The 19,265-nt window shown below is 28.9% G+C and carries 16 protein-coding genes; 15 read left to right on the top strand and 1 reads right to left on the bottom strand.

From position 1 onward, the window contains the following. Positions 1-21 precede the first annotated feature (21 nt). Positions 22-981, top strand: a complete 960-nt coding sequence (locus ABS916_RS02495; RefSeq protein ID WP_350450404.1) for a YihY/virulence factor BrkB family protein — start codon at positions 22-24, stop codon at positions 979-981. A 247-nt stretch (positions 982-1,228) separates the two neighbouring features. On the opposite strand, the gene galE is transcribed toward ABS916_RS02495, so the two are convergent. Next, the gene (gene galE / locus ABS916_RS02490) at positions 1,229-2,254 is read right to left on the bottom strand and encodes a UDP-glucose 4-epimerase GalE (RefSeq protein ID WP_350450403.1); all 1,026 of its coding nucleotides are present in this window, start codon (positions 2,252-2,254) and stop codon (positions 1,229-1,231) included. Positions 2,255-2,474: 220 nt separating this feature from the next. On the opposite strand from galE, the gene ABS916_RS02485 reads away from it, so the two are divergent. The 14 genes from ABS916_RS02485 to ABS916_RS02420 form a co-directional block, all read left to right on the top strand. Then, positions 2,475-3,533 (top strand): glycosyltransferase, encoded by a 1,059-nt coding sequence (locus tag ABS916_RS02485; RefSeq protein ID WP_350450402.1) that lies wholly within the window; start codon positions 2,475-2,477, stop codon positions 3,531-3,533. A 300-nt stretch (positions 3,534-3,833) separates the two neighbouring features. Next, entirely contained in the window at positions 3,834-5,267 is a 1,434-nt protein-coding gene (locus ABS916_RS02480) for a lipopolysaccharide biosynthesis protein (protein WP_350450401.1), read from the top strand. A 40-nt stretch (positions 5,268-5,307) separates the two neighbouring features. Further along, the gene (locus ABS916_RS02475) at positions 5,308-6,237 is read left to right on the top strand and encodes a glycosyltransferase (RefSeq protein ID WP_350450657.1); all 930 of its coding nucleotides are present in this window, start codon (positions 5,308-5,310) and stop codon (positions 6,235-6,237) included. 160 nt (positions 6,238-6,397) lie between these two features. Next, complete coding sequence (gene wecB / locus ABS916_RS02470; RefSeq protein WP_350450400.1) at positions 6,398-7,549, top strand: non-hydrolyzing UDP-N-acetylglucosamine 2-epimerase; 1,152 nt, start codon at positions 6,398-6,400, stop codon at positions 7,547-7,549. A 21-nt stretch (positions 7,550-7,570) separates the two neighbouring features. Continuing rightward, the gene (locus tag ABS916_RS02465) at positions 7,571-8,776 is read left to right on the top strand and encodes a hypothetical protein (protein ID WP_350450399.1); all 1,206 of its coding nucleotides are present in this window, start codon (positions 7,571-7,573) and stop codon (positions 8,774-8,776) included. 160 nt (positions 8,777-8,936) lie between these two features. Then, positions 8,937-10,319 (top strand): sugar transferase, encoded by a 1,383-nt coding sequence (locus ABS916_RS02460; RefSeq protein ID WP_350450398.1) that lies wholly within the window; start codon positions 8,937-8,939, stop codon positions 10,317-10,319. 55 nt (positions 10,320-10,374) lie between these two features. Continuing rightward, a complete protein-coding gene (locus ABS916_RS02455; RefSeq protein WP_350450397.1) occupies positions 10,375-11,388 on the top strand; it encodes a glycosyltransferase family 2 protein in 1,014 nt (337 codons plus the stop codon). Between the two features lie 59 nt (positions 11,389-11,447). Then, entirely contained in the window at positions 11,448-12,500 is a 1,053-nt protein-coding gene (locus ABS916_RS02450; protein WP_350450396.1) for a glycosyltransferase family 1 protein, read from the top strand. A 7-nt stretch (positions 12,501-12,507) separates the two neighbouring features. Then, a complete protein-coding gene (locus tag ABS916_RS02445; protein ID WP_350450395.1) occupies positions 12,508-13,653 on the top strand; it encodes a hypothetical protein in 1,146 nt (381 codons plus the stop codon). A gap of 19 nt (positions 13,654-13,672) precedes the next feature. Next, positions 13,673-14,737, top strand: coding sequence for an EpsG family protein (locus tag ABS916_RS02440; protein ID WP_350450394.1), 1,065 nt, complete (start codon positions 13,673-13,675; stop codon positions 14,735-14,737). A 55-nt stretch (positions 14,738-14,792) separates the two neighbouring features. Continuing rightward, on the top strand, positions 14,793-15,731 hold the full coding sequence (locus tag ABS916_RS02435; protein ID WP_350450393.1) for a glycosyltransferase family 2 protein: 939 nt from the start codon (positions 14,793-14,795) through the stop codon (positions 15,729-15,731). Between the two features lie 47 nt (positions 15,732-15,778). Then, complete coding sequence (locus tag ABS916_RS02430; protein WP_350450392.1) at positions 15,779-16,954, top strand: glycosyltransferase family 4 protein; 1,176 nt, start codon at positions 15,779-15,781, stop codon at positions 16,952-16,954. A gap of 83 nt (positions 16,955-17,037) precedes the next feature. Then, entirely contained in the window at positions 17,038-18,048 is a 1,011-nt protein-coding gene (locus tag ABS916_RS02425) for a glycosyltransferase family 2 protein (RefSeq protein WP_350450391.1), read from the top strand. Between the two features lie 532 nt (positions 18,049-18,580). Next, positions 18,581-19,265 (top strand): Ig-like domain-containing protein (locus tag ABS916_RS02420; protein ID WP_350450390.1); only part of this gene is annotated, 685 nt, incomplete at its 3' end.

Raw genomic sequence — 19,265 nt, 5'->3', positions numbered from 1 at the left:
TTTCGAAAAAGGGGTTTAAAGATGTTGGCAAATAGTCTGTTAAGTAAGTTAGAATTAAAGAAAGAAGAAACAGTAAAGGTAGTAAAAAAGTTTAGTGTCATTCTCATTCAAAAATATCGGGAAGCTGAAGTGTGGAATTCAGGAGCTATTATTAGTTATTATTTTTTATTATCCATTTTCCCTGTGATGGTTGTAGTAAGTAATGTACTACCTTACTTGCGCTTAGACGCCGCAGAACTGTTGCCTTATATCGAAAATGCTGTTCCAACTTACTTTTTTAATCAATTAGAAAACTTGTTGATGAATTGGTTTAGTAAAAGCAGTGGGGGCATTTTATCCATTGCTGTAGTTGGAGCACTTTGGTCATCCAGTCGAGGAATGAATGCGATGCAAGTAAGTATGAATAAAGCTTATGGTGTAGAGTCTCGAAGAAACATAGTGATTATTCGCTTATTTTCATTAATTTTAACGACACTATTGATTGTATGTATTATGATACTGGTTATTGTTTTTGGATTTGGACAATTGATATTGGAATACATTACTCCAGTGTTCGAATTGCCTTTAATGATCAGCGAGACGTTTCAAAGTCTGAGGTGGCCCGTAACGATGAGTGTGCTCTTTGTTATTTTTTGCATGTTGTATTACTTTGTTCCACATGCAAAAGTAACCTTAAAAAGTGTTCTTCCTGGAGCAGCCATTTCAACTATTGGGTGGATGTTGGTTTCCCAAGTATTTGCTATTTATGTGGAATATTTTGCTTTTGGTGCAAAAACGTATGGAACGATTGGAACATTCATGATCATGTTGATCTGGCTACAAGTTATTGGGTCATTGATGACCGCAGGCGCAGTTATTAATGCATCAATTGAAGTTTATCAAAATGGGTCCATTAATGAGCCAACACCATTTCGTACAAGAAAATACATTCGTTCTAAAATAAAAGTTTTTTCTAATAAAAAATATCGCATAAAAAAATAATTTCTGGTTAACTGTTGAAAAACACTCTTTCATGGAAGAGTGTTTTTTTTCTTATACCACTTTATGCTATTATTTCAAGCAGAGCAATTACAAGAAAGAGTAGAGTCATTTTTTTGTGTGACTTGTTCATAGAAAGACATTTCTTGTAAAAGTGACTGCTCGTTATAATAGTAGAATTAAAAAAACATTCCCCTATCTAACGAAATAAATCATCAGATAGGGGAATGAATTTGTTTAACTAATGGGTTTATTCAACGTTTAGTTCTTCGTATCCGTTTGGATTCATTTCTTGCCATTTCCAGGAATCACGACACATATCTTCTAGTGTGTGTTCAGCTTTCCAGCCAAGTTCTGTACCAGCTTTTGAAGCATCTGAATAGCAAGTAGCGATGTCTCCAGGACGTCTGTCTATAATCGCATATGGCACTTTTTTCCCTGTAGCCTTTTCGAAATTCGTTACGACATCTAATACGCTGTAACCAATGCCGGTTCCAAGGTTGTAAGCTTCGATTCCTTCAGTAGAAAGGACTTTCTCAACAGCTTTTAAGTGGCCTTTAGCTAAATCAACCACATGGATGTAATCGCGCACGCCTGTGCCATCTGCAGTATCATAGTCGCCACCGAATACACTTAATTGATCCCGTTTACCTACAGCAACTTGTGTGATGTAAGGCATTAAGTTATTTGGAATACCAGTTGGATCTTCACCAATTCGTCCGCTCTCGTGAGCTCCAATAGGATTGAAGTAACGAAGTAAAGCAATACTCCAAGAAGGATCCGAAACATAAACATCTTGTAAGATTTGTTCAATCATCATTTTAGTCGTGCCATATGGATTTGTTGTGCTTAAAGGCAAGTCTTCAGTTAACGGAGAAACGTTGTTCATCCCGTAAACTGTTGCAGAAGAACTGAAAACCATTTTTTTAACATTGTAAGTTTCCATTAACTCAGCCAAAACAAAGGTACTAGTTAAGTTATTGTGGTAATATTTTAGCGGTTCGCTAACAGATTCACCTACAGCTTTGTAACCAGCAAAGTGGATGACAGCTTCAATATCATGAAGTTTGAAAACCGCTTCTAAATCTGTTTTGTTTAATACGTCAACTTCATAAAAAGAGAACGATTTCTCAGTAATTTCTTTAATTCGATTTAACACTTCAGGCTTGCTGTTTGAAAAATTATCTACGATGACAACCTCATGTCCAGCATTCAATAATTCTACAGTTGTATGGCTGCCGATATAACCAGCACCACCAGTTACTAAAATGGCCATAATATCCCTCTTTTTTTTCGAATTTTGATTTTAATAGTTCTACCCAACAAGATTAAGTCTACTCATTTAACGAAAATAAGTCAACGCAAAGCAAATTAAAATTTGGTAAAGTTTACAATGAAAATAGAGAACAGACTTTAGAAAACTGTAATGTTTCAGTTAATTGATTATGCTATAATAGGCAAGTCATTGTGTCAGTAAAGTGAAAGGGGTATAAATGATGAAGAAAGTATCAATTATTATGCCTATATATAATGTTGCAGAACAATTGGAAAAAGCGATTCAATGCGCGCTAAACCAAACGTATAAAAATAGTGAAATTATTTTAGTGAATGATGGGTCAACCGATGCGTCTGGAGAAATATGCGACCGATATCAGTTAAAAGATCCACGTATAAGTGTCATTCATCAAAAAAATGCCGGTTCAGGTTTTGCTAGAAATGCCGGATTGGATAGAGCGACTGGTGAGTACATCTATTTTGCGGATCCAGATGATTATTTTGAATCCAATTTAATTGAAGAAACCGTTACAAAAGCAATAGAATCAAATGCTGATGTTGTAGTCTGTGGGTACTATAATGAAAAAGTAGACAAAGAAGGCAATATTACGACACTAGAAAAAAATTCTGAGTTAGATGGACTTTTAACAAAAGAAGCCTTTAGAAATCAATTTAGAAAACACTATTCTTTATCTCCTTATGCTTTATGGAATAAATTATACAAACACGATTTTTTGAAGCAACACAACTGCCGCTTTACCAATCAAAAAGTTGGACAAGATGCTTTATTTAATCAACAAGTAGGCATGAATGTCCAAACTATTTATTACCATCAAAAAGCCTATTATCATTATGTCTTTCGAGAAGGTTCGGCTGTGAATCGCTACCGTAAAGAACGCTTTTTTTGTGAATACACAATTGCCAGTCATTTTGAAGAGTGGATGGTGCATTGGGGCAAGGAAAAAGAGTATCGTGACTTAGTAAATCAACAATATTGGGGAGCGTTATACTTAGAATTAAGTAACCTATCTTGGGAGGATTGCCCATTAACCGGAACTGAAAAAGTAGAACGAATCGAAGAGTTAATGGATGATTCGAAAATTAACCAAGCCATTTCCGAAATAGAAACTGAAAAAGAGAAGAACTCGTTTGTTAAAATATTAATTCTACTGTTGAGAAATGAAAAATATTCTGGTGCACTAAAAGTGATGCAGTTGAGAGTAACAGTAGGAAAGAAATTTCAGAAGAGCTTTAACGTGATTAAAAAGAGGTTTGGTTAATCAATGTTTTTATCTAAATTGTTTATTAAAATAAATTTTACATTAGCTTGATATTTTTTTTTGAAATAGTATTGTTACCTTTTGTAAAGATTTTCTAATAAGGGTTGTTACACAATCTAGTAGTTAAAAATGTTATAAAAAGAATAAATAGGAAAATATTTACTTAAATATTTAAGTAAAGAGTTAATATAGATTTTTTAGAAAATATATAAAGTTATAAGATTAAATACATTGTATAAGGATTGTTAATTTACAAAAGATTAACAACTTTATAAAAAGAATTTAGGAGTTGGAGAAATTATGGGAATGGCTGAAGAGTTTAAAAAAGGAATATTTTATAGTGCGTTAGGAAAATATTCGAATGTCGTGATTCAATTATTGGTTACTGCAATATTATCGAGAATTTTAACTCCAGATGAGTACGGAATAGTAGCTGTGGTAAATGTCTTTTTAATCTTCTTTCAAATGCTTGCCGATTTTGGAATAGGCCCGGCAATTATTCAAAATAAAACATTAACTAAACAAGAAATCAATAGTATATTTGGGTTTTCATTGTATTTAGCATTATTTTTAGGAATTATATTTGCATTTGCAGGTTATCCTATTAGTGCGTTTTATAATAATCAAGTTTATAGACCAATCAGCATAGTATTAGCAGTGACATTATTCTTTTATGGTATTCTGGTTGTACCACAATCAATTTTATTAAGAGAGAAAAGGTTTAGTACGGTAAATATTGTAATGATATTAGCTAATATCGCAGCAGGGGTTGTATCTGTTGTCCTTGCTATAAATGGATTTAGTTACTATTCACTAATTATAAGTAATACTGTAAAAGCAGCTTTATTGTTCAGTATATTTTATATGAAGACAAATTTAAAACCTCAATTAAAAATAGATAAAAAACCGTTGAAAAAGATTTTTAGCTTTTCAAAAAATCAGTTTCTATTTAATTTTATTAATTATTTCTCTAGAAACTTAGATAGTGTATTGATAGGACGTTACTTATCATCTAGTTCTTTAGCTTTTTATGACAAAGCTTATCAAGTGTCTTTATACCCTAATCAAATTTTAACGAATGTAATTTCTCCAGTAATTCAACCGATAATGTCTAATTATGAAACGGATTATAAAAAAATTAAAGATGTATATTTAAAGATTACCTCCATATTAGCAACAATTGGACTTCCTTTATCTGTTTTCTTATTTTTTAACTCTAATGAAATCATTCTATTTCTTTTTGGTAACCAATGGGGAGATAGTGTAATAACATTTCAAATATTAGCACTTTCTGTATGGATACAAATGATATCAAGCAGTAGTGGTGCAATATTTCAATCTGCCAATCGTACAGATTTATTGCTACTTTCTGGAATTTTATCAGCAATTGTAACTGTGACAGCTATAACAATAGGAGTGGTAGCTGGAAGTATTGAGTCTGTTGCATTGATGGTCGTATTAGCTTTTACGATAAACTTTATTCAAATGAATTATCTATTGATGTATCGGTTATTTCAATCTAATTTTGAAGGAGTCATAAAAGTTTTAATAAAGCCAATTATCATGGCTCTTATTCAAGCAGTATTCTTTTTAGTAGTACCTAGTTTACCATTTGCTAATTTTATAAATCTTGTAATTTATGGAATTGCTTTTATTGTTTTATTTTTTATAGGACTATTGGTTACAGGTCAATTAAAATTGTTAAAAGAACTAATTTCAAAAAAAAATAAGTAATAACAGGTAATATAAATAGAAAAGAGGATGAATAATTTTGGTGCAAAATCAACCTTTGGTTTCAGTAATTGTGCCTGTTTACAATGTTGAACTATATATAGAAGATTGTTTGAAATCTATCATAAAACAAAATTATCAGATGTTACAAATTATTATAGTGGACGATGGAAGCACAGATACAAGTAATCAAAAAGTGAAACCCTTTCTGTTAGATAATAGAGTTCAACTTATTCAACAAGCGAATAAAGGACTCTCCAGTGCTCGAAATACAGGATTAGAAGCAGCTAATGGAAAATATGTACTATTTGTAGATTCTGATGACTATATTGAATTAACGACCGTAAAAGAACTAGTTGAATTAATGGAAGAAAAACAAGTCGATCTTATAAGGTTTAACGGCAAAGCATTTTTAGATGGGTTAAATAAACCAATCAAACAAAATAACTACGATTTTAGCCAACGTCTGCAAGAAGGAAAAAAATATACACAGGATCGTTTCAAATCAAATCGTAAAACATTAGCATCTCCAGTATATTTGTACATGGTTAAAAGAGAAGTTTTGGTAAAAAATGCGCTTTCTTTTTATGAAGGAATTTTACACGAGGATGAATTATTTACTACTCAGGTATTTCTAAATAGTAAGTCTATGTGTTACGTCAATATTTTTTATTACAATAGAAGATATCGTGAAAATTCAATTATGACGAATCAAAGTCAAAAACGGTTGCAACAAACATTTAATTCTTATCTAGTTATTTATAAAGAACTAAGGAATTTATATTTAAAAAGTGAATATTCTAAAGAACAGAAAAAATTAATTAAAAGAGAAATGATTTCAATTTATTCAGGATTAATAACTAGCTCCATTAAAAAAAGTGAAAAAAAACAGGGCCTTAAAAAAATAAAAGGTATCAATTTAATGGATAAAGTTTATATATATATTAAAAAAGTAATCAATATAGTCAAATAACATAAAATAGATGCTGCCATTAAAAATAGGCAGCTTTATTTTTAGTAAAAATAAAAGATACAGCATAAATTAAAAAAATGAAGAAATCTGACATATAGGTTTATAAGAATTAATAGAAAAAAATTAAATAGTTAAATAAATGTTCAGGAGGTTTATCTTTATGAGAAAAATAAAAGTAATGACAATATTTGGTACTAGACCTGAAGCAATTAAAATGGCTCCATTAGTAAAAGAATTAAATAAGCAATCAGACAGGTTTGAATCTATCGTTGCAGTTACTGCTCAACATAGAGAAATGTTGGATCAAGTTTTACAGACATTCGGAATTAAGCCAAATTATGATATGAATATCATGAAAGAAAATCAAACTTTATCAGAAATTACATCATCTGTATTGATAGGTCTTGATGAAATTTTGAAAAAAGACAAGCCAGATATCATTTTAGTTCATGGTGATACGACAACTACTTTTGCTGCAAGTATATCTGCTTTTTATAATCAAATCAAAGTTGGACACGTTGAAGCCGGTCTTCGGACAGGAAATAAACATTCACCGTTTCCTGAAGAATTGAATCGTCAATTAACAGATGTAATCGCAGATATATATTTTGCACCTACAATGGAAAGCAAACTAAACTTATTAAAAGAAAATCATCCGGAAGAAAAAATTTACGTTACAGGAAATACTGCAATCGATGCACTTGAGGAAACGATACAAAAGGGCTATCACCATACTGTTTTAGAAAATATTAATCCAGATAGTAAAGTTGTTTTAGTGACAATGCATCGCCGAGAAAACCATGGAAAACCCATGGAACGAGTTTTTCAAGCTATACGGCAAGTAGTGGATCAACATCAAGATATTGAAATTATTTATCCTGTTCATTTAAATCCTAATGTTCAAAATATGGCTAAAAATGTTTTAGGGAGACACCCTAGAATTCATCTAATTGATCCACTTGAAGTTATGGACTTTCATAATTTAGCTGCTAGAAGCTATATGATCATGACAGATTCAGGCGGTGTTCAAGAAGAGGCACCTTCTTTGGGAGTTCCAGTACTAGTACTTAGAGATACAACTGAAAGACCTGAAGGCGTTGAAGCTGGGACACTTAAGTTGGTAGGTACTCAAACTGAAACTATCATAAAAGAAATGACAAAAATACTAGAAAATGAATCTGAATATAAAAAAATGGCCACAACAAATAATCCGTATGGAGATGGACAAGCAAGTAAAAGAATTTTATCTGCCATCTTATATGAATTCGGTATAGACAAGCAAAAACCAACAGAATTTTTAGGGAATAAATAGATTAATTTTAGGAAGTGGGTTTTGACTTTGGAGAATAGTTCTATTTTAACAAAATGGTTAAATTTTAATGAGCAGTACCATAGCATGTGGGCAGTAATTATCTTGAGTTTGATGAGTGTATCATTTATTGTAACAGATTGGATGGTTGGTATCTTCACTTTAAGTGATTATATTTTTGTTTTAGTAGGAGTAGGTCTGATAATTAGTGGGAACTATAAAGTGAAACAAAAACAACTGCTTTGGATTCTTTTGATAGTTGGCTTAATAGCAATGAACATTATAATGAATATACAGCTAAATAGTAGTTTTATTTTAAAGACTGGATTAGCAAGCTTAATAAGAATTTCATATTATATTGCTATAACTTTTGGAGTATATAATTATGTTAAAGAACAAAAGCTAGAAGCGTTGTTTTTGAAAATTCTTAATATTATAGCTGTCATAATTTGTTTAATAGGAATTTATATCACTCTTGCATTGTATTCAAATGGTCAGCTACCATACGAATTTTTTTGGGAATTTACTAGGTCAGATTTATTGAGTTATGCCTTTAATGAAAACGTAAATTTCATTAGAACAAGGAGTATTTTTTCAGAACCAGCTTACCTTGGATATTTTCTAAATGTTATTTTATCAATGAATTACTTCAACAAAGTTGATGTAAAAATAAAAAAAGGATTTACTATTTTTATTTCTTTGACCTTATTTTTGACTTTTTCATATAGTGCGATAGGAATTATGTTGATGATACAAGCATTACACTTTATAGATAAAATTAATTTAAGAGAATTAAACTGGACGAAAAAAACAACTATATACTTACTATTGGTTATAGCTGTGGTGTTTTTTTCATGGGATTTAATCAATGAAACGATTATAAATAGGACAGTTGATATATTAAGTGGAGAAGATGGATCAGCTTATTTTAGGATTATCAGAAGCTGGGATTATGTCAATACAGAACATATTTTTCTTGGGAACGGGATAGGACATACACCTAATATATGGAATGTTTATGCTTATTTTTTATCCGACTTAGGTTTGGTACCATTTTTACTAATTAGTGCCTTCAGTATTTATGCATTAGTAATAAATTTTAAAATGGGATTAGTCTTTATAGCGTTAAATTTTCAAAAAGGTGGATATTTAAACCCAGCTTTTTCAATATTTCTACTATTGTTTTTTATTTATATAGGAAATAAAAAACATGGAGGATATAAAGTGTAGGGTAATGACTGTTTGATTTTATGAAATCTTTAAAAATTTGTGGTATGATTTGAAATGTTAGTAAGTTTTTTTAATAAGTACGTAATAGGATTTCGAGTGTTTCTATGATATTATATATAAGCCGTGTTCGAATAACAGTTATTGATCGGAGGAAAAAATTATGTCTCAAGGAGAAAAGTTTACCAAAACGAAAAAGATAATAATAGTATTGATGGATGTTTTTTTATATCATCTGTCTATTCTCCTTTCTTTTTATGTACGCTATAAAAGCGACATTCCAATGTATAATTATAATGCTTATGAGAATTCAATTTTTTATATTTTAATTTTATTTGTTTTATTAAATTTATTATTTGGAGTTTACGTTTTTTATAATAAATCTATTGCAGATTTTTTATATTTTACTATTATAATACAATTAATTATGACCATATCAATCATGGCATTAACTTTTTTTGGTAGATGGTTTACTTTTCCAAGATCAGTATTATTAATTAGTCTTATTTTTAGCACAATTATCTTATTCTTTTGGCGTGTAATTGTCTATAAATTTTATGAACGTTTTAGTGGAAGTAAACAAGTAATGGTTGTCGGAACTGAAAAAGATATAAAAAATGCAATATTCAATATTGGAAATGCAAAAAGTAAAAGACACATTGTTAAGTATGCTGTAGTATCTAACTATTATACTAATGTAAAGAAATACCTTGATGAGGTGGATATTGTTTATTTAGCTAGCGGATTAAGTGAACAAGAAAAGGAAAATATTTATAATTTGTTAGTTCGCGAAAAGAAAAAATTATTTTTAACAACTAGCTTTGATAATTTGTTATTAGTTAATCCAAATATTATGAATATTGAGGATGAGAGTATTATTGAAATTTCTAATTTTGAAATTTCTTCTGAAGACGATTTAATTAAACGTTTAATGGATATTCTTTTTTCCATTATTCTAATCATGGTCACCTCACCATTTATGTTGATAACATCTTTATTAGTCAAGTTAACTTCTGAAGGACCAGTACTATACAAGCAAGTAAGAATTACCAAAGACGGTAAAGAGTTCAACGTTTTAAAATTTAGAAGTATGAGTGCATCTGCTGAAAAGGACTCTGGTCCTGTTTTAGCATCTTCTAATGATGCTAGAGTAACAACAGTTGGGAGATACATTCGTTCTTTAAGAATTGATGAATTACCACAATTATTTAATGTTTTAAAAGGCGATATGTCTGTAGTAGGGCCTAGGCCAGAACGTCCATTTTTTGTAGATCAATTCCAAAAAAAAAATCCTCATTATTATTTGCGCCATAATGTTAGAGCAGGTATTACAGGTTACGCTCAGGTCTATGGTAAATATGCATCAGATTTTAATAGCAAACTAAATTTTGATTTGTTATATATTAAAAAGTATTCACTTTTACTTGATGTGAAAATCATGTTGCAAACAATAAAAATATTATTCGATAAAGTTTCATCTAAAGGTTTAGACGAGGAAGAAGAAAAAAATAAAGAAATTCCAAATGATATAACTTATTTGGTTTGATTTGTAAATGAAAGGATAAAGTGAAATGGAGAATACTCCTTTTTTCAGTGTAGTTATGCCTGCATACAATTGCGAAAGTTCAATAGGCCTAACTATTGAGAGTATATTGGCACAATCATTTACTGAATTCGAATTGATAATTATAAATGATGGATCTACAGATAGTACAAAACAAGTAATCGAACATTACCATAATAAAGATTATCGAGTGAAGGTTAAAACCATTCAAAATGGCGGACCAGGTAATGCAAGAAATAAAGGTATTGAGTTGGCCAATGGAAACTATTTGTTATTTATTGATTCAGACGATGTAATGAAAGAAAACACACTAAGTACGTACGCCAGTTATGTAAATGAAAAAAATATTGATTTAATTATTTCTTCGTATAAATTAATGGTTTTAGATGGTGATGAAGTTGTAGAAACTCGTGAAGTAAAGGCTCCTCAACTAATGATAAATACTGATAAAGAATTTCTAAATAATATCTATCCCTTAATGAATAAACAGTTAATGTATGTTGTTTGGAACAAATTATATAAACTATCTATTGTGAAGGAAAACAATATAGTTTTCCCAGCGTATAATAGTTGTGAAGACAGATTATTTAATATTCAATATTTTCATCACGTGAACAGTTGTAAAGTGGTCAATGACGTTCTTTATAATTATTCATTCGATGGACGAAATAGTTTAACAAATAAGTATTTTGATAATAAATTTGATACATTTGTAGAATTTTACCGTGAACTAACACTCTTAACTGAAAAAAATCATAGAGGATTTAGTGCTCTATTTCTTAAAGGGGTCATGTCTTGCCTCATCCCTTTACACAGTAAAAGTTGTACATTAACTTATCGTGATAAATTAGAGTATATTAGAGAAGTTGTGAATTTTCCGGATGTAAAGAAAGCCACTGACGAAACTCTTTTAGACACTAAAATGAGGAAAGTAATGAAAATATTATTTGAGTCAAAATCTGTGCTTTTAAATTATACAGCTTCAAAAATAATGTATACAATTAGTACGACTTCACCAAAAACAATTGAAAAGTTTAAAAGAAGATTTTAAAAGAAAGGTTTGAGACAATAATGAACAAACCATTGAGAGTTCTTCATTTTCAGGGACGGATGGGAAAAGGCGGAGCTGAAACATTTATGATGAATGCTTACCGTAATATTGATCGCTCAAAATTTCAATTTGATTTTTTAATATACAATGATTTTATAGATGTTAAACCATACAATTTAGAAATTCATGAGTTGGGTGGTCACATATACGCTGTTCCTAATCCTAAAAAAAACATTGTTGGATATATAAAAGGTGTTAATGCTTTATTGAAAGAAAAACAATTTGACATAGTTCATAATGAAGTGTTTTTTGGAGGAGGATTAAATTTATTATTAGCTAAGCGGGCTGGGATTGAAAAAAGAATTATTCATAGTCATGCTACCAAAGATGGGAAAAAAAGTAATTTATTTTTGACTATAGCTCGTAAATTTTTTGATCAATTGATGAAAGTGAATGCAACTGATTATTTAGCTTGTTCAACTGAAGCAGGGATTGGTCTTTATGGTGAAAATCAACCGTTTATTTTTGTTCCTAATGGCATTGATATAGATATGTATCGGAATGTACCTGTAAAACAAGAATTTATTAGGGAGAGCCTTAATATACCTAAAGAGGCTTTTGTTGTAGGAAATATAGGAAGATTCGAAGAACAAAAAAATCATTTTTTCCTCATTGATATTTTTGAAGAGATAGTTCGGAAAAATTCTAATAGTTTTCTAATCTTAATAGGGGAAGGCTCTTTACGGAATAAAATAGAAGAAAAGGTTCTTTCAAAAAAACTACAAAAAAAAGTCTTGTTTTTAGGTATAAGAGATGATATTCCAAATTTATTAACTGCTATGGATGCTTTTGTAATGCCTTCTTTGTATGAAGGGTTACCAATTTCGGCTGTAGAAGCTCAAGCAGCAAATATTAAATTAATTTTGTCAACGGAAGTATCTTCTGAAACAAAACTATCTAAAAATGTCCACTTTATTAAATTAGAAGAAAGTGCAGAAAAGTGGGCTGAAATAATACTTAAAAAACCATACGGTAATGAGCCTCTTCCAGAATTATCACAATATGATATGAAATATACAGCTATGTTATTAGATGAAATTTACTCAAAATGAGGAGGACATGTACTTGAAGAATTTACCTACTTTAGATGAAATAGTATTTTTTCTTAAAGACAATGTAAAAATAATTATCACTATGACAGTTTTGTTCTTTTCTTTATTTTTATTAGGCATAGGTTATACAATTTACACAGACAGTAAAATTGATGAGAATACTAATATTTTAGAAGAACAGGAAGTTAAACTGAGTGAACTTAATCAAGATATACCATTTGAGGCACAACTAGAACCTGAAGAGATAAAATTAATTATGAAAAATCTTCAAAAAGATGGAGGAATGGCTTTTAGTTTCTATATGGAAAACGATTTAGGTGAGCCCTTTTTAGCTAATTCATTAATGAATGAACTTTTAACTTCTGAAGATGTTCTTAAAAAAGTTGAAGAAGAATCAGGTACTTCTATTGATCCTAGTCCTGAACTTGCAGTGCAAGTAACACTAAATCCAAATACACAAATAATGACTTTGAAAGTTGGAACAGGATATACGAAAAAAAATCGGTTGATTGCAGATGTTTATTTTAATATGATTTCTAACGAGGATAGCCCTTTCTTTGATAACAAAACGGTTTATGTTGTCACTGAACCCGAAGTAATTAAAAGCTACGAAATGGAATCAGATTCAATACCTAATTCTGATTTAGATATTAATGTTGAAGAAAGATTTTCTTACAAAAAAATCATTTTGTACACTGCAATAGCATTAGTTATAAGTATTTTTGGTGGGATTTTTATGGCACTAATCAGGAATTTATTAAAAAAAGAAGTTACCGATATATACGGATTTGCTTTCAAAGATAATGATACAATATTGAATATAAGCAATAACAAATATCAGAATGAAAATGAAAAGTATGATCAAATGATACATGCAATACTTCATCCAGAAAGAGATTCAAAACTTATACTTTCTGAACAAGAATTAGACAATTATATTGTTGAAAAGTTAAAAGATAAATCTAATATGAAAACTAATAAACATCAAACTTCTATCCTATTTAATAGTTCTGTATCTTCAGTTAATCCTACATTATCGTTTGATGAAGTTATAATCATATGTAAAAAGAATTATACTACGAAGAAATGGTATGAAACACAAAGAGAATTATTGAAAATTTATAAAAGTGAGATAAAAGTGATTTTAATATGATAAATAACGGAGGCCCAATATGTTTTTTTATGTAAGTATTTTTGTTATTTTGCTTATTTTAGCGACTATCGAAGTAGTATTGAGAAATAAAAAAATCTCTATTATAACTGGTAGTATACTTGCTATCGTAGCGGGATTCCGTTTTTATACAGGATATGATTTCAACTCATATGGAAAATTTTATTCAGAGATTGAAAAATTCTCTGATGTTTTTAATGGAAAAATAGAAGCAGAAAGTGGTTTTTTATTTTTAAATTATCTTTTTAAATCTATGGGTTTTAATTATTATACATTTATATTATTTTTTTCTTTCGTGAGCTTAATTTTACTAACTAATTTCGTTTATAAATTCACTCCATTTCCTTCTTTAGTTTTACTCTATTATTATGCAAGATTTTTTTTGGTTCGTGATATGGGACAAATTAGATCTGCAATGGCTTGTATTATACTGTTATACACTATACCTTATATATTAAATAAAAAACCATTTAAATTTTTACTTATTACTTTTATAGCTTCGTTATTTCATATAACAGCTTGGTCATTTATTATTGTTTATATTTTCCACTATGTATTCAAGCATTTGACATTAAAAAATATATTTTCTCTATTAAGTATTAGTCTCATAGTTGGAATAATTGTACAAATTCCCCAAATATATATTTGGGCAATTCCTGATCGGTACAATGCCTATTTTACTAGCCCAAATTATACAAATGGACAATGGATTTTTAATCCAATATTGTGGATGCAATTAGTTCTTTTTTTTGCAGCAGTATTTTTAGCTTATCCAAAAATAGAAGAAGAAAAAAATAGATTTAATTTATTACTAAAAATATATTTTATAGCTTCCTTAATATTAATATTTTTAGGAACTTTAAGTACTGTGGGTGGGAGAATAGGTACTTTATTTTCTACTAGTGAAATACTTATTGTACCAACTTTATTTTCATCTTTTAGTAAAAATAAATTAATTAATCTATTTCTATTTTTTGGATTTACTTTTGTAGTCTTTTGTTTAATATTTATTATTTCCGGAACGTATATAGAGTATATACCTTATGAGACTATTTTCAGTTTTTAGGATTTTTGAAATTTGTTATTAGTATAATAAGAATTAAAATTAAAGGATGAATTGAATGAATGAACCATTAATTAGTGTTGTAATACCTACATTTGATAGACCGTTCTTTCTAAAAAGAGCAGTTGAGAGTGTTATTAAACAAGACTATAAAAATATAGAGATTGTCGTTGTTGTAGATGGTTTTTCTGCTAGAACTGGAGAATATATTGAACAAGCTAAAAAAATGAGTAATATAGAAATTAATTTGATTCAAACAAATACTAAAGTTGGTGGAAGTGAAGCAAGAAATATAGGTGTGGAAAAAGCTAATGGAGAACTAATAGGTTTGTTAGACGATGATGATGAATGGTTTAGTGATAAATTAAGTAGTCAGATGGATTTAATTAAGAAAAATCGATTGTCAATTGATGATGATTTTTTATGCTTTACGTCGCTAAAAAGATACAAAAAGCCAAATCAAAAAAAATATGATAAATTACCAAATGTTGATTATAAAAATAGCGGTAAAAAAACAATTTCAGACTATTTATTTGAAACAAAAGGATTAAAAAATATAGGATTTATTCAAACTTCAACCGTGCTTGTTCCCAAACATATTCTTATTGAAACACCTTTTACTAAAGGATTAATCAAGCATCAGGATTGGGACTGGTTGCTAAATGTCGATAATAGTCATGATTTAACAATAATACAAGTTGAAGATCCAAAGATAATTTATCATTCTGATGTGCCTATGGAGTCAAGAGTAGGTTATATTAATAGATGGAACTTTACTGAACAGTGGTTAGAAACTCATAAAGAATTTTTCTCAAAATTAGCGTATGAAAGTTTTATATTAAACTATATTCTACTTGGTATTGCTTCTGACAAAAATCTTAGCAGAACACAAAGAAGACTAGAAATAAAAACAAGATATCAAAATTTATCTGTAACAACTAAATTTAGACCATATACTTGGAAAATCATTATTTATATGATGAAAAATAAAGATTAGGCAATTTCGAATAAGTAAATGAATTATTCTTAAAAGAGAGGTGCCCAATGAAAAAAATAGGTTACACTAATGATTCATATCCTGAAAGAAGAACTATTATAAATGGAAATCTTCACCCATTAAAAAAAGTGAAAAGTTTAAATACTTATTATCCACATACAGCTTTAAAAAGAATACCCTTTATAGGTAGAAATGCAGTAGTCTATTTTAAAGATATAGTTTTTAATGATGAAGGAGTAGATGGATTACACCTTTTTAACACTGTTACTAATAAAAAAATCTCTTGGATTTCAACTTTTGAAACTTATATTCCTCGAACTTCAGCAACATCATTTTTAGACCATAACAATCTTACTAAAAAGAGTATAAAAGAAAAGAATAGAACAGAAAAATATGTGGAAATATTAGCAAAAGATTATTGCAAAAAGGTGATATCGTTATCTAAAAATAACTATGAAATGGAATTAAGATTTTTAGGATTTTTCCCACAATACAAAGATACTATTAAGAAAAAAATGATTCAAATAAACCCACCACAAGAAAAATTGATGGAAAAATCAGAAGTGGAGCTAAAGGTAGTTAACCCTATTTTAAAATTTTTGTTTGTTGGGAAAGACTTTACTCGTAAAGGTGGTAAAGAGATACTAGATGTATTTTCTAAGATTAAAGAAGAGCGTCATTTCGATTTTGAACTAACAATTGTTTCCCTAGGCAAAAGCTATAATTATGCCTTTGGTAAATATCAAGATACTGAAGAAGAAATACAAGAGATGAAAAATAAACTAAGAAATACAGATTGGATAAATTTTTACGAAAGTTTAGACAATAAAAAATTACTTGAAATGATGAAAAATAGTGATGTCGGCTTGTTGCCAACTTGGGCAGATACTTATGGCTACTCAGTTTTAGAATTTCAAGCATCCGGCTGCCCTGTTATTACAACTAATGTTCGTGCTCTTCCAGAAATAAATAATGGCACTATAGGATGGATGATTCAGCTTCCTTTAGATAATTCAGGCGAAGTTGATGTGAGTAGTATAACAAAAAAGCAAACTCTACGAGCTCATTTACAAAATTCATTGGAAAAAATTGTTTTAGAAATTTTAGAGAACCCTCAACAAATCAAAGAAAAAAGCATACAATCTTATGATGCGGTATCAAAAAATCATTCAGTTAAAGGATATATGGAAAAGTTAAGTGAAATCTATTCTGAAAATTTTTAGTATACTTATTGCGAAATTTTTTGTTATTTATAAGTATAGTTTAGGGATGGCTCTATTATTTAAGAGAGAAGGGCTATTATAATATGGGAAATGTAAAGATTTCGGTTATTGTACCTGTTTATAACGTTGAAAACTATCTTGAAGATTGTATTGAAAGTGTAATTTCTCAAAAAAATTTTCAAGATATTGAGTTGATTCTTATTGATGATGGATCTACGGATCAGTCAAGTAAGATTATTAAAAAGTATACAGAATCTTATACTAATATACTAGGCTATTATCAAGAAAATGCTGGTCAAAGTAAGGCTAGAAATAAAGGCATTCAACATGCAAAAGGTGAATATATTTATTTTTTAGACAGTGATGATTTAATACCTGATTTAGCTATGAAGCACCTATATAATTTAGCAGTTAAAGAAGATTTAGAATTAATTTTATTTGAAGGGAAATCTTTTTTTGATAAATCTGTAGATAATATGAAAATTGGAAATATGAACTATGAAAGAAATAAGGTATATGACAAAACATTAAATGGACAAGATTTATTTATAGAAATGACAGTAAATAAAGATTTTTACGCATCGCCTTGCTTGCAATTTATAAAGAAAAAAGTGCTTCTAGAAAATAGTATTTATTTTTTAGAAGGCATTATACATGAAGATGAATTGTTTAGTTACCAACTTTTAATGAAGAGTAGAAAAGTTAAATGCATTAAGGATAAGTTATTCTATCGAAGAATACGTTTGGATTCTACTATTACATCGCTAAATTATGAACGTCGTATTGAATCTCTTACCAAAGTTATTCAAAAAACTATAGAATTTAATAGTGATTTAAAAGAAATTACAGTAGAAATGGATAATGCTCTTAATAGTAGAGTTAATCATCTTCTAGGCCAATGTATTATTTATTGTACGAAAATGAGTTTAAATGATCGAAGAAAACATTATGTACAATTAAAAAATATTAGATTTATAATTATAAATAATGGGTACAGTATATATAGAAAATATATATTTTATTTTAAACATCCAGAAATATACAGAATTTCACAAAAGATATTAAATATAATTAGAAAAATAAAAAAATCTTAGCTGAAAACAAGGTTGAGAAACGTGGCATTTAAATATAATAGAGTTAATAATAAGTAGATAAAATTTTTAATTTACTTGGTTTAATTCCCAAAAGTTTATATTGTTTGGCTCTTCGTTCAAAAATATGGATGAGCTGAATTAAGTTAAAATAAAATAAAAAATGAGCAGCGTGAAACCATGTATTTCACGCTATTTTTCTGTGTTTTTATTCAGGATTAAGGTATTAATTATTTTAGCAATTAGTGCAAAGTTTAAATGTGTATTATAAGATTCATTTTTGATTTTAAAATTAATAGATCTATTTAATCATATTAAATAGATCTATCGGAAAAAGAAATTAGGTATTAAAAAACTTATTGTAAATGTATAAAAATAGAGGTCAGTTTATACTGTTTTTATTCAATTTATTAATAGAATGTGAACAACTTGTAACTGTTTTAATAAAAGAACAATGTAATTTAATTTTCTTAACTTTTCTTATGTTATACTAAAATAGTATCATTTTTTTATAATATGTTTGGAGGATTGTTAGTTGAAAAAAAATAATAAAAAAAAGTTGTTTATTACCTTGTCCAGTGGAATATTGTTGTCATTAGCTACAAATCAAGATGTTATCTATGCATCTGAAACAGAACAGCCTGAAATAATAAATAATATTGAATTAGTTGATAATGCTATTATCATTGAATATATTACTGCTTATAGTATGGAAGGTGAAAATAAGGTAGAAGTTAAAGATTTAATTGAACAAATAACCATTACTCAAATAGATGAAAAAACATATAAAGTATCAGGTAGTACATTAGAAAATAGTGAAGTTATTCTTGTCATTGATGATACTGAGAAGTTTACGGGTGTCTCAGATGAAAATGGTAACTTTGAAATAGAGATTAAAGAATTATTAGAAGCTTCTTCTTTAAAAGCTGTTGTGAAAGATAATCAAGATAATACATATTCTGTAGAATTTACATTAGCAGATTTTATTCAACAACTAGAAATAATTGAGCAACCTATACATGATGATTTATCTGGAGCAGAGAAACCAACTCCCGAAGAATCAATGCTAGAAGAAGCACCGTCAGAAGTACCAAGTGAAGAGGAAGAAGCAACGTTAGTAGAAGAAGCACCAACAGAAGTATTAAGTGAAGAGGAAGAATCAACACCAGTAGAAGAAGCACCAACAGAAGTACCAAGTGAAGAGGAAGAAGCAACGCCAG

Origin of the sequence: Carnobacterium sp. (genome assembly GCF_040274945.1) — a bacterium.
GTDB lineage: Bacteria > Bacillota > Bacilli > Lactobacillales > Carnobacteriaceae > Carnobacterium_B.
This window is presented reverse-complemented; position numbering and strand designations above follow the sequence as displayed.

Coding starts and splice junctions, on each gene's coding strand:
- ABS916_RS02495 (WP_350450404.1), top strand. CDS start 22: ATGTTGGCAAATAGTCTGTTAAGTAAGTTAGAATTAAAGAAAGAAGAA.
- galE (WP_350450403.1), bottom strand. CDS start 2,254: ATGGCCATTTTAGTAACTGGTGGTGCTGGTTATATCGGCAGCCATACA.
- ABS916_RS02485 (WP_350450402.1), top strand. CDS start 2,475: ATGAAGAAAGTATCAATTATTATGCCTATATATAATGTTGCAGAACAA.
- ABS916_RS02480 (WP_350450401.1), top strand. CDS start 3,834: ATGGGAATGGCTGAAGAGTTTAAAAAAGGAATATTTTATAGTGCGTTA.
- wecB (WP_350450400.1), top strand. CDS start 6,398: ATGAGAAAAATAAAAGTAATGACAATATTTGGTACTAGACCTGAAGCA.
- ABS916_RS02460 (WP_350450398.1), top strand. CDS start 8,937: ATGTCTCAAGGAGAAAAGTTTACCAAAACGAAAAAGATAATAATAGTA.
- ABS916_RS02455 (WP_350450397.1), top strand. CDS start 10,375: ATGCCTGCATACAATTGCGAAAGTTCAATAGGCCTAACTATTGAGAGT.
- ABS916_RS02450 (WP_350450396.1), top strand. CDS start 11,448: ATGGGAAAAGGCGGAGCTGAAACATTTATGATGAATGCTTACCGTAAT.
- ABS916_RS02445 (WP_350450395.1), top strand. CDS start 12,508: ATGTACTTGAAGAATTTACCTACTTTAGATGAAATAGTATTTTTTCTT.
- ABS916_RS02440 (WP_350450394.1), top strand. CDS start 13,673: ATGTTTTTTTATGTAAGTATTTTTGTTATTTTGCTTATTTTAGCGACT.
- ABS916_RS02435 (WP_350450393.1), top strand. CDS start 14,793: ATGAATGAACCATTAATTAGTGTTGTAATACCTACATTTGATAGACCG.
- ABS916_RS02430 (WP_350450392.1), top strand. CDS start 15,779: ATGAAAAAAATAGGTTACACTAATGATTCATATCCTGAAAGAAGAACT.
- ABS916_RS02425 (WP_350450391.1), top strand. CDS start 17,038: ATGGGAAATGTAAAGATTTCGGTTATTGTACCTGTTTATAACGTTGAA.